This is a genomic window from Archangium sp. Cb G35, from assembly GCF_001896145.1.
Taxonomy (GTDB): domain Bacteria; phylum Myxococcota; class Myxococcia; order Myxococcales; family Myxococcaceae; genus Archangium; species Archangium violaceum.
In genome coordinates, this window is record NZ_MPOI01000013.1 from 427,840 (window position 1) to 439,014 (window position 11,175).

Annotated in this window: 9 protein-coding genes; 8 read left to right on the forward strand and 1 reads right to left on the reverse strand. The window is 70.9% G+C overall.

All coding sequences use genetic code 11. The features are described 5' to 3' along the window. Positions 1-38 precede the first annotated feature (38 nt). The 3 genes from BO221_RS36570 to BO221_RS36580 all read left to right on the forward strand — a co-directional run bounded on the left by BO221_RS36570 (position 39) and on the right by BO221_RS36580 (position 5,533). Positions 39-2,279 (forward strand): mucoidy inhibitor MuiA family protein, encoded by a 2,241-nt coding sequence (locus tag BO221_RS36570; protein ID WP_073565465.1) that lies wholly within the window; start codon positions 39-41, stop codon positions 2,277-2,279. 12 nt (positions 2,280-2,291) lie between these two features. Continuing rightward, positions 2,292-3,860 carry a mucoidy inhibitor MuiA family protein gene (locus tag BO221_RS36575; RefSeq protein ID WP_073565466.1) on the forward strand — a complete coding sequence of 523 codons (1,569 nt, stop codon included), beginning with the start codon at positions 2,292-2,294 and terminating at the stop codon, positions 3,858-3,860. Positions 3,861-3,964: 104 nt separating this feature from the next. Beyond that, positions 3,965-5,533, forward strand: coding sequence for a Do family serine endopeptidase (locus tag BO221_RS36580; protein WP_073565467.1), 1,569 nt, complete (start codon positions 3,965-3,967; stop codon positions 5,531-5,533). 33 nt (positions 5,534-5,566) lie between these two features. Here BO221_RS36580 and BO221_RS36585 read toward each other — a convergent pair whose 3' ends face one another. Beyond that, on the reverse strand, positions 5,567-6,058 hold the full coding sequence (locus tag BO221_RS36585; RefSeq protein ID WP_073565468.1) for a YchJ family protein: 492 nt from the start codon (positions 6,056-6,058) through the stop codon (positions 5,567-5,569). A gap of 79 nt (positions 6,059-6,137) precedes the next feature. On the opposite strand from BO221_RS36585, the gene BO221_RS36590 reads away from it, so the two are divergent. The 5 genes from BO221_RS36590 to BO221_RS36610 all read left to right on the forward strand — a co-directional run bounded on the left by BO221_RS36590 (position 6,138) and on the right by BO221_RS36610 (position 11,131). Further along, positions 6,138-7,031: an undecaprenyl-diphosphate phosphatase gene (locus tag BO221_RS36590; RefSeq protein WP_073565469.1), complete on the forward strand. Its 894-nt coding sequence runs from the start codon at positions 6,138-6,140 to the stop codon at positions 7,029-7,031. A gap of 3 nt (positions 7,032-7,034) precedes the next feature. Beyond that, positions 7,035-7,634 (forward strand): CoA pyrophosphatase, encoded by a 600-nt coding sequence (locus BO221_RS36595; RefSeq protein WP_073565470.1) that lies wholly within the window; start codon positions 7,035-7,037, stop codon positions 7,632-7,634. Between the two features lie 302 nt (positions 7,635-7,936). Next, positions 7,937-8,329 (forward strand): response regulator, encoded by a 393-nt coding sequence (locus tag BO221_RS36600; protein ID WP_043413474.1) that lies wholly within the window; start codon positions 7,937-7,939, stop codon positions 8,327-8,329. Positions 8,330-8,346: 17 nt separating this feature from the next. Further along, positions 8,347-9,714, forward strand: a complete 1,368-nt coding sequence (locus tag BO221_RS36605; RefSeq protein ID WP_073565471.1) for an ATP-binding protein — start codon at positions 8,347-8,349, stop codon at positions 9,712-9,714. Between the two features lie 169 nt (positions 9,715-9,883). Further along, on the forward strand, positions 9,884-11,131 hold the full coding sequence (locus BO221_RS36610) for a hypothetical protein (RefSeq protein ID WP_073565472.1): 1,248 nt from the start codon (positions 9,884-9,886) through the stop codon (positions 11,129-11,131). The last annotated feature ends 44 nt before the right edge of the window (positions 11,132-11,175 follow it).

The following is an 11,175-nucleotide window of genomic DNA, read 5'->3' on the forward strand; positions in this document are numbered from 1 at the left end:
AGGTGACGGCACCGAGGCGGGGGCGCTACAACGGGTGAATGCCCGTTATTGGACTGTCCGTCCTGAGCTCGCTGTGGCTCACGGCGGTGGATGCGCCCGTCACCTCGGTCACCGTCTATAGCGATCGGGCCCGGGTGGTGCGCACGGCCCGGGTGGCCCTCTCCGGCACCCAGCGCGTGGAGCTGCCCCTGCTGTATGGCTCGGTGGACCCGGCCTCCATCCGCGTGGAGGCCCAGGGCGCCGAGGTGACACGGGTGGACATCCGCTCCGTCGAGTCCGAGGCGCTCCCCGCCACCGCGGCCAGCAAGCTCGTCACCGAGCTGGAGCGGCTCGATGATCAGCTCGCCCAGGTCCGCGCCGAGCGCGAGGCGTATACCGCCCAGCTCACCGCGCTCGGCCAGGTGCGCCCCTCCGTCACGGACGAGGAGCTGTCCACCGTTCCGCCTCCCAACGCCAAGGGCGCACCGCAGGGCCCCTCCCGGCTCGATGCCTCCGGCTGGCGCGCCGCCACCGACTTCGTGGTGGAGACCACCGCCCGCCTCCAGGCGAAGCTGCGCGAGGTGTCCCAGCGCGAGGAGGCGTTGGATCGCGAGCTGTCCCGCCATGTCCAGGAAGCGCGGCGGCTCGGCGGCGAGCCCCGGCGCCAGGGTCTGGAGGTCGCTCCCACCGTCTCGGGCCAGGGCTCCGCGACCCTCACCCTCACCTATGTCACCAGCAACGCGCGCTGGTACCCCGCCTACGAGCTGAGGCTCGAGCCGGAGTCCAACCGCGTGCAGGTGGCCTTCTCCGGACGTGTCAGCCAGGAGTCCGGTGAGGACTGGGAGGACGCGGCGCTCACGCTCAGCACCGCCCTGCCCGCCACCGCCACCACCGCGCCGGAGCTCGCCACCTGGAAGATCGGCCAGCGCGAGCGCTTCATCCCCACGCCCGCTTCCGTTCCCGACTCCTGGCGCCCCCCGCCGCCCGCTCCTCCCAAGCCGCCCGAGGCGCCCAACGAAGACCTGCGGATGCGCGCCCGCCTCCTCTCGCTCATCGGCAATGCCGGTTCCGGGACCACTCCGCCCGCGCAGCCGGCTCCCGCACCGGCGCCGCAGTCCTCCGCGGACGAGCGGTCGCGGGCCCAGGCCTCGTCGGGAAACAGCACCATCACCGGTATCGTCGTGGCCGCGGACACGAAGCGGCCCGTGGCGGATGTGGTCATCACGGCCGTCTCGCCCAATCTCGTGGGCGAGCAGATCGTCGTGACGGATGCCCAGGGCCAATACCGCATCCCCCAGCTCCCGCCGGGAGTCTATGCCCTGCGGTTCGACAAGGAGTCGTTCAAGCCGCTCACGCGCTCGGAGATCCAGCTGCGGCAGGATCGCATCATCCGGGTGAACGCGGAGCTCCTGCCCGAGAGCATGTCCGAGGTGATCACGATCTCCGGCGCGCCGCCGACGATCGACGTCGGCTCCACCAGCACCGGTGTCAACGTCGATCAGGACTACGTCCGGCGCATCGCGACGAACCGGCCCGGGGGCAAGGGCGGTGCCTCGCGGTCCTTCGAGAGTCTCGCCGGGTCCGCTCCTGGCGCGGTGGCGGAGAATGTCCCCGTGGGCCTCGCGCCCCCGGAGGGCTGGCGGCGGCCCGTGGTGGATCCGCGTCTGCCGGCCTCGCTCGCGGGCGGCTATGCGCTGGCCTTCCCCTCGCAGCGCCGCGAGACGGTGCTCAGCGGCAAGGGCGAGCGGCGCGTGCCCCTCTTCACCGAGACGTGGCCCGTGCAGGTGGAGCGCAAGCTGTACCCCGCCCTCACCCCCAATGCCTTCCTCGTGGCGGAGCTGAGCAGCCCTTCGCGCCAGGTGATGCCCGGTGGGGACGCGCAGCTCTTCGTCGGAGCGGACCCCGCGGGCCAGGCCCGGCTCACCCTGGTGTCTCCGGGCGAGCCCTTCACCCTGCCCCTGGGCATCGACTCCGCGGTGCGCCCCGTGCGCAACGTGAAGCTCATGACGAGCGAGAAGGGCCTCATCGGCAAGGACGACGTCACCGAGTACCTCGTCACCCTCGAGGTGGCCAACCCGTACCCCTTCCCCCTGCCGGTGCAGCTCCATGACCAGTGGCCGCTGTCGCGCAGTGAGGACGTGGAAGTGAAGCTGGTGCGCACCGAGCCCTACGCCGAGCAGGACCCGGCGAAGGGAACGCTGGTGTGGCGCCTGTCGGTGCCGCCCTCGGAGAAGAAGGTGGTGTCCTTCCTGTACACCGTCCGCCACCCCAAGGGCTGGCGCCTGGAGCAGTCCCAGTAGCGAGGAGCCACCATGCACACCCTGCCCTTGATGATGCTGGCGCTCGCCGCCCCCGCGAAGGTGTCCTCCGTCGTCGTCTACCCGGACCGCGCCCTGGTGACGCGCGTGGAGACGGTGGCCTGCACCGGCCGCCCGCTCGCCGTCTTCGAGTCCGTGCCGCCCGCCGCGGACCCCTCCAGCTTCCGCGCCCGCTCCGAGGACGCCACCGTGGAGAGCCTCGTGGCCGAGGAGCGCACGCGCCAGGAGGAGTTCGGCCCGGAGCTGGAAGCCCTGCGCAAGAAGCGCGAGACGCTGGAGCGCGAGATGTCGGAATTGGTGGACGCCCGCGCCCGTGCCCAGTCGCTGCAGCAGCTCGGTGAGAGCCTCACCGAGGTGACGGTGAAGCGGGTGACGCGCGAGCTCACCGAGCCGAAACCGGATTCCCGTGCGTGGACCCAGGCCTTCGACACCGCGCTGGACGCCCGGTTGCGCGCCGCCTCCGAGCTGTCCGCCCGGGCCGCCCGCATGCGCGAGGTGCAGCGGGAGTTGGACTCGTTGCGGGGCCGGGAGTCGTTCCTCTCCGCCTCGGCCGCGCGCATGGAGCGCCGGGTGGAGGTGCGGCTGGCCTGTCCCTCCGAGGGCCGTGCCCGTGTGGAACTGCAGTACGTGGTGGGCGGCGCGGGCTGGACGCCCTCCTACGAGGCGCGCGCCGACGAGGCCGCGGGCCAGGTGGAGCTCTCCACCTTCGCCACCGTGAGCCAGTCCACTGGCGAGGACTGGCGCGGGGTGCGGTTGTCGCTCTCCACCGCCCGGCCCCGGGACAACGCGACGCCGCCTGAGTTGAAGCCCCTCACGTTGAAGGCCTGGGAGCGCCGCGCCGAGAAGAAGGTGCTGGTCCGCCGCGAAGAGGTGCAGCAGCACGCCCAGGCCGGTGGACAGACGCCGGGGGAGACGGACGGTGCGCTCCAGGCGGCCTCGCAGGGCATCTCCGTGCAACTGCTGGTGCCCGAGCTGGCCCAGGTGCCCGGAGAGGGCGCGGCCGTGCGGCTGCGCGTGGCGCGCACGAAGCTGAAGTCCTCCTTCACCTGGCGCACCGTGCCCAAGCTGCACCCGGTGGTGTTCCGCGTGGCCAGCCTCTTCAACGGCGCGCCCTTCCCGTTGCTGCCGGGCCCCGTGGACATGTTCCGTGCTTCCGGCTTCATCGGCCGCCAGCAGTTGGAGCAGGTGCCCCAGGGCGGTGCCTTCCAGCTCACCTTCGGCCTCGAGGAGTCGCTGCGTGTGGAGCGCGTGGTGGTGCAGGAGATCGCCCGCGACGAGGGACTCTTCGGCGGCCGGCGCCGCTTCCACTATGCCTACCGCTTCAACCTGGCCAACTACCGCCAGCGCCCCGAGGTGGTGGAGGTGGCCGAGCACATCCCCGTCTCCGAGCTCGATGACGTCACGGTGGCGCTGGACGCCAAGAAGACGACGCCCGGCCACGCGGTAGCGGAGATGGATGGCATCGTCACCTGGAAGCTGACGCTGGCCCCCTCGGAGCAGCGCTCCGTGGACCTCGCCTTCCACGTGGACGTGCCCTCCAGCTACGACATGCAGGGGCTGTAGGGAGGGAGCGGCCGAGGGTTGCCCGGCCCGTCCGCTCCTTCGTGCCGTGTGGTTGTCAGTCGGCGGGGGGTCCTCATCTTCCCTCGAAGGGAGGATGCCCTTCGATGAAGTACGCCCGCTCGGCCTTCTGGCAGCAATTCGTCCTGTTCAATGCCCTCATGCTGGTGGTCGCCACCGGGTGTGAGGCGCGCACCCGGGAACCCGCGCCCGCGCGGCCCGCGGCGGAGCAACCCGAGGCCCGAGCTCCCGCGTCTCCTTCCGAGGACCAGGCTCCGGCTACGGGAGGCGCCGGCCAGGCTCAGCAGGCGCAACAGCCCCAGCCTGCTCCCAAACAACCCGCTGCGGTGGGCGGCTCGGGGCCCATGCAGTCCATCGCGGACCTGGTCGAGGCCGTGAATGACACCGTCGTCAACGTGCAGGTCCAGGCGCGCGCCCCCGCCATGGAGGGCATCCCGGGCGACCTGTTCGAGCGCTTCTTCGGCGCCCCCGGAGGCCAGGGCATGCCGCCCGGCGGCGTCCCCGAGGAGCGCGTCCAGCAGGGCGAGGGCTCGGGTTTCATCATCGACTCCAACGGGCTCATCCTCACCAACAACCACGTGGTGGAGAACGCCATCGACATCCGCGTGCGCCTCACCGATGGCCGCGAGTTCGACGCCAAGGTGCTCGGGAGGGATCCGCTCACCGACCTGGCCCTCATCCAACTCCAGGGCAACGTCCGCAACCTGCCGGTGGCCCGGCTCGGCAACTCGGATGACATCCGCGTGGGTGACGGGGTGGTGGCCATCGGCAACCCGTTCGGCCTCACCTCCAGCGTCAGCGCCGGCATCCTCTCGGCCCGCGCGCGCGACATCCAGGCCGGCCCCTATGACAACTTCCTGCAGACGGATGCCGCCATCAACCCGGGCAACTCGGGCGGGCCTCTCTTCAACATGAAGGGCGAGGTCGTCGGCATCAACACCGCCATCGTCGGTGGCGGCTCGGGCATCGGCTTCGCCGTCCCCGCCAACATGGCCAAGGCGCTCCTGCCCCAGTTGCAGAAGGGGAAGATCCGCCGCGGCTGGCTGGGCGTGTCGGTGCAGGACCTGACGCCGGAGCTCGCCCAGGCGCTCAACGTGCCGGCACGCAAGGGCGCCATCGTCACCGGCATACAGGAGGACACTCCCTCCGAGAAGGCCGGCATCAAGCAGGATGACGTCATCACCTCCATCAACGGCACGCCCGTCGAGTCCTCGCGCGGCCTTACCCGGGACATCGGCTTCCGCGCGCCCGGCGAGACCGTGAAGCTCACCGTCTTCCGCAACGGCAAGCAGCAGGAGGTGCCGGTGAAGCTCGGCGAGCGCCCGGACCTCGAGGGCAATGACGTCAGCCCCGAGCAGGGCCGCGAGGAGGACACCGGCCGCAAGCTGGGCCTGCGGCTCCAGGAGGTGGATCCGCGCATGGCCCCGGGCGTCCGGCAGGGCGCCATGGTCGTCGCCGTGGACCCGGGCTCTCCCGCGGACCGCGCCGGCCTCCAGCCCGGCATGGTCATCGTCGAGGCCGCCGCCAAACAGGTTCGCAACCCGCGTGAGTTCGCGCAGATCGTCAGGGCCCAGAAGCCCGGTTCCGTGCTGCTGCTGCGCATCCAGGTGGGCGAGAACCGCGTGCTTCGGGCCCTCCCGATTCCCGCCGAGTAGGGGCACGGGGGCAACCCGGGGTCCTTGATACCCTCACCCCGTCCCTCTCCCGGTGGGAGAGGGGAAATTGGCCAGGGTGAGGGTCTCGGGGGGCCGGGGGCTTTCGCTCGCCGGGAAGCCGTCTCCCGACAGATAGCGCCACCCCGTCCCATCGTGACGGAACTCCGACCGCTCCACGAACGAGCGGTCCTTCCCCTTCTCGAAGATGCGCGCGTAGAAGAGCACCACCGCCTTCCCCGTCTCGTCCGGCGGCTGGCGGTCCAGCACCTGCAACCTCGGGTACTTGTGCCCGCTCGCCACCGCCCGCAGCTCGCGCAGCATCTCCTCCTTCGGCCTCGCCCGGTCCGGATGCTCCGGGTGCAGCGTGCGCCACAGGTACTCCACCTCCTTCAGCGCGAAGGCGCTGTAACGCGAGCGCATCAGCGCCTCGGCGTCCGGTGCCTCCGCTTCTCCTCGATGGTAACGCGCACAACACTCGCGGTAGCGCAGGCCGGAGGTGCAGGGACAGGGGGGGGCAGGGGGCATGGACGTTCCCGGACGACAGCCAGCGACGAAGGCTCTTGCTGCCCCGCAGGGTAGCGCATACATCCACTTCCCCACACGTATGAGCCTCCTTCAAGCCATCGTCCTCGGGCTGGTCCAGGGACTGACCGAGTTCCTCCCCATCAGCTCCACCGCGCACCTGCGCATCGTCCCGGAGCTCCTCGGCTGGCCCGACCCCGGCGCCGCCTACTCCGCCGTCATCCAGCTCGGCACCGTGGCCGCCGTCCTCATCTACTTCCGCAAGGACATCGTCACCCTCCTGCGCGCCTTCTTCCAGGGCCTCGCGCGGCGCGAGCCCTTCGGCACCACCGACTCGCGCCTGGCCTGGTTCGTCCTCATCGGCACCCTGCCCATCGGCATCTGCGGCCTGGCCTTCAAGAAGACCATCGAGGGCTCCCTCCGCTCCCTCTACGTCATCTCCGGCAGCCTCATCGTCCTCGCCCTCATCCTCTTCGTCGTGGAGCGGATGGCCTCCCACAAGCGCACCCTGGACGACATGCGCTGGCGCGATGGCCTCATCGTCGGGCTGTGGCAGGCACTCGCTCTCATTCCCGGCGCCTCGCGCTCGGGCACCACCATCACCGGCGCCCTGTCCCTGGGCCTGCGGCGCGAGGACGCGGCGCGCTATTCCTTCCTGCTTTCCATCCCCGCCACCTCCCTGGCCGGCATCTTCGAGCTCAAGCACCTGCTGGAGGCCACCGAGCGCCCCTCCACCATGGCCCTGGTGACGGGCACGCTGGTGGCCTTCGCCTCGGGATGGGCCGCCATCGCCTGGTTGTTGAGCTACCTGCGCAAGCGCTCCACCCTCGTCTTCATCGTCTACCGGGTGGTGCTGGGCGTGGTGCTGCTGGTGCTGCTCAACCAGGGCATCCTCCGCCCCTTGTCCGGAGTGGAGAATGTGGATACCCCCAACAAGCCTCTGACGGTCCCCGTGGAGAGGCAGGGAACGGACTGAGCCGTGGACGCACTCTTCGACGCGCTGGAGACTCACCTGGCCACCCGGGCCCCCCGGGCCCTGAACCTGCCCGGGGTCGTGATGCGCGAGGCCGCGGTGCTGGTGCCCCTCCTCGTGCGCGACGGTGCCCCCCACGTCCTCTTCACCAAGCGCCCCACCACGCTGCGCCACCACGCCGGCCAGTACTCCTTCCCCGGTGGCTCGAGGGATCCCGAGGACCCCTCCCCCCTGCACACCGCCCTGCGCGAGACGCGCGAGGAGCTGGGCATCGACGTGTCCGGGGTGCGCGTGCTCGGCCCCCTGGACGAGGTGCCCACCCTCACCGAGTTCCGCATCCAGCCCTTCGTGGGCGTCATCCCCCACGGCCTGGAGTACCGGCCCAACCCGGACGAGGTGGAGTTCATCGTCGAGGTGCCCCTGGAGGTCCTCCTCGACCCGGCCATCCGCCGCACCGAGCGCCGCCATGTGCGTGGCGTGGAGTACGACGTGGACTTCTATACCTATGGCACCCACGTCATCTGGGGGGCCACCGGCCGCATCCTGAGGGACTTGCTGCGGCTGGCCTCCCAACTGTCCGGTGGCCCCACTCCGAAAACACGTTGATCTCGCGCCGCGCGGGACGGTCTCTGTTATTCTTTCGGGAGTCTCCTTGTTTGAGGGCCGGGCCAGGAATCATCGGGACCCGGAGGAGTTCCTGACATCAGGATTTCCCTGTCTTCGTGGCCGCTGTCCCATGCCTGCCCTTCTCACGCCCCATGTTGTCTCCCTGAAGCCCTCCGGCTGGCCGCTCTTGCGGCATGCCGGCACTCGAGCGTCCGCCGTCCTGTCCACCCAGTGTCCCGGCACGAGCACTTCCCGCATCTGGTGTAGGGTGCAGGCACGTGCCGGTGCGGCTCGGAGCCCCCATGGCCAGGATTCTCATCGTCGATGATGAAGTGCATGTCGTTGGAGCCCTCCGCCGCCTGCTGAGGCGCGAGGGCTTCTCCATCGAGGTGGCGCTCAATGGCCAGGAGGCCATCGAGAAGCTGGCCACCTTCGAGGCGGACGTCGTCATCTCCGACTTCCGCATGCGGGGGATGAACGGGCTGGAACTGCTCGGGCAGGTGCTGCGCATCGCGCCCCGGGCCGCGCGCATCCTCATCTCCGGGCACGCGGACCTGTCGGGTGGGTCCGAGTCCGGGGTCATCTCCCACTTCATCAGCAAGCCCTGGGACGACGATCGCCTGGTGGCCGACGTGCGTGCCCTGCTAGGCGGACAGGGACAGGGCCCGGGACCGGCCACCTCGTCGGGACCCTGAGCCGTTCCGCGGCACCCATGGACGCCCACGCGAAGCAGGCCTCGGTGGACGCGGATACGGAGCCATTCGACCGGGGCAGCCAGCTCGTCGCGGGCCTGGGGCCGGTCGTGTTCAACGTGGCGCTGTTCATCTGGTTCTGGGGCCAGTGGCCCGTGCTCCTCGCGCTGGCGGGCGTGTGGGTGGTGCTCGGCTTCGTCAACGTGTGGCTCGTCGAGTGGGTGTCCCGGCGCGGCGGCCGGGCCATGGCGGAGACGGTGCGGATGCTCGCCAATCTGGCGGGGAGCCTGGTGGGGGGCACCGCGACGCATTGGCATCCGCTGGCGTGGGTGTTCGTGCCCTACAGCCTGCTGCTGTTCTCCGGGATGGACCGGTGGGTCCGCCTTCGCACGGTCATCTACCTGGCCGGGGTGGCCGGGGTGGCGCTGGGCTCGGGCGCCGAGCCGGGCACGTCCGCGGCGTTCCTCCTGCTGGCCGTCTTCGGCTTCCTGGTGTCGGAGAAGCGGATCACCGCGCTGCGCGGGGTGCTGGAGCAGGTGCTGCGGCAGCGCGAGGAGCTGGAGAAGACCCACCAGGCGTTGGCGCGGACCCACGGCGAGCTGGAGGCCGCGCACCAGGAGTTGCAGCAACTGCATCAGCGGGCGCTGGAGCAGGAGCGGCTGTCCAGCCTGGGCATGCTGGCGGCGGGCGTGGCGCATGAAATCAACAACCCGATGAGCTTCGTGACGAGCAACGTCCACTCGATGCTCCGGGACCTGCGCGACGAGCCGGACCTGCCCGAGGTGATGAAGGAGTACGTGGACGACGTGCTCCCGGCCACGCTGGACGGCATCAAGCGGGTGAACACCATCGTCGGGGACCTGCGCCGCTTCGCGCGGGGAGATCCGGAGGCCCACACCTCGTACGAGCTCGACACCGAGGTGGAGACGGCGCTGCGGATCGCCCACGGCCAGCTGAGCCATGTGCGGGTGGAGAAGGAACTGGGAGGCGTGGGCCACTCGGTGGGCCGGCCGAGGCAGATCGTCCAGGTGCTGGTGAACCTGCTGGTGAACGCCGGGCAGGCCACGGCCTCTGGTGGAGAGGTGCGCATCCGCACGCGCCGCGATGGGGACTCCCTCCACGTGGAGGTGAGCGACACCGGCACGGGCATGTCCGAGGAGACGAAGCGCCACCTCTTCGAGCCCTTCTTCACCACCAAGCCCGCCGGCGAGGGGACGGGGCTGGGGCTGTCGGTGGTGCACGGCATCGTGAAGTCGCACGGGGGCCGCATCGAGGTGGAGAGCGAGGAGGGGAAGGGCACCTGCTTCAAGCTCCGCCTGCCGCTGGTGCCGCCGCTCCTTCAGTACGAGCCGTCCACGGACGGGGGCATGCGGCGCCGCGGGGGCTGACGGTTGACGCCGTGCGTCACGGTCGCTCGGGTTGGCGGGCGGTCAGGAGGGGGCGTTATGCTTGGCTGTTCGCCCCCCAGGCGCGGCACCGCTGTCAAGGATTCGTGACCTGGATGGAAACCCCGGGTCCAGGCCGTTGGGTAGGGGAACTGTCGAGAGGACTCACGGCATGCTCCAGGCATCCCCTAACGTCGTCGCCCACTCCGATACCGGCACTCTCTTCGAGGACGATTCCGGGTCCGGCGTACGCGAGACCGGGGAGCTCATGGCCCAGGGGGGTGCTTGCTACACCGGGCTGCTGCGGGTGATGCGTTCGCCGCGTTGGAAGCGCCTGATGCGCGCGCAACCGGACTGGCTGCGTGAGGCGTTGCGGCTGGAGCCGTCCCTGCGTGAGCTGCTGGCCCGGGACGCCGGCGGCTCTCCGGGACTGCTGCGGCAGCGCGAGCGGCTGGAGGTGCTCGCGCGCAAGCGGCTCTCCCACTTCACCCGGCGGGGTGGGGCATCGCTGGGCGAGGTGCTCGGCCGCCTGGAGACGTTGCTGAGCGAGCCGCGTCCCGAGGCGCCCGGGGGTGACGAGCCGGTGCTGCTCGAGGGCCGGCAGGGATTGAGGAATCTGCTCTCCTGGCCCGGCACGTGGGTGTTCGCGCTGCTGGCCATCACCAACCGCTACGGGCTGGAGCGGTTCGGCAGGCCCGCGCCCATGCTCTTCGCGGGCGGGGCGCTCGTCCTCTACTACTACCTGCGGTGCACGGGGCGCTTCTGGCTCACCGCGAAGCGGCTGATGTGGCAGCCGCGCTTCGGCGAGCCAGTGCAGGTGTCGCTGGCGTCCATTGGCTCCAAGGGCATCTCCGCGCTGCCGGCCTGGGGCGAGGTGCGCGTCGAGGGCGACCGCGCCTTCACCGTGCGCCACGCGGGCCGCGCGGGCCTGCTCGCCTCGCTGTTGGACCTGCACCGGCAGTCGCCCTTCGCGGGCTCGGTGGACGGCACGCCGCGGGTGCACGAGGTGTCGGTGCTCCCGGCCTGGCGTGCCCCGGAGCGCACGCGTTCCACTCAGAAGGCCGAGCCCGGGGTGGCGGTGCTCCGGCCCGGTTACGCCGCGTTCCTCCCGGCCGAGCGCTATGCCGAGGTCTTCCGTGTCCTCACGGGTCCGGGGACGCGGAAGCCCGAGGCGGACGTGACGGTGGAGCTGCTCGTGGAGCAGATGCGGCTGCTGTCGGAGCCGGAGTTCGACGTGCGCATGCGGCAGGTGGTGCTCGCCAGCGGGGGAGAGCTGTGGCACGCGGACGAGGTGCGCTCGGGACCCGCCGCCGGCAGTGGGCGCGTCCGGCTGGGGGCACGCGGCATGGGCATGGAGCTGCTGGCGGATGCGGCCCAGGCCGAGGCCACGGACCGCATCGTGCGCCGCTGGGCGGCGTAGCCGGCGCGGTTCCTCGGAGGGGCCGCGGCACCCCCATCCTCGCC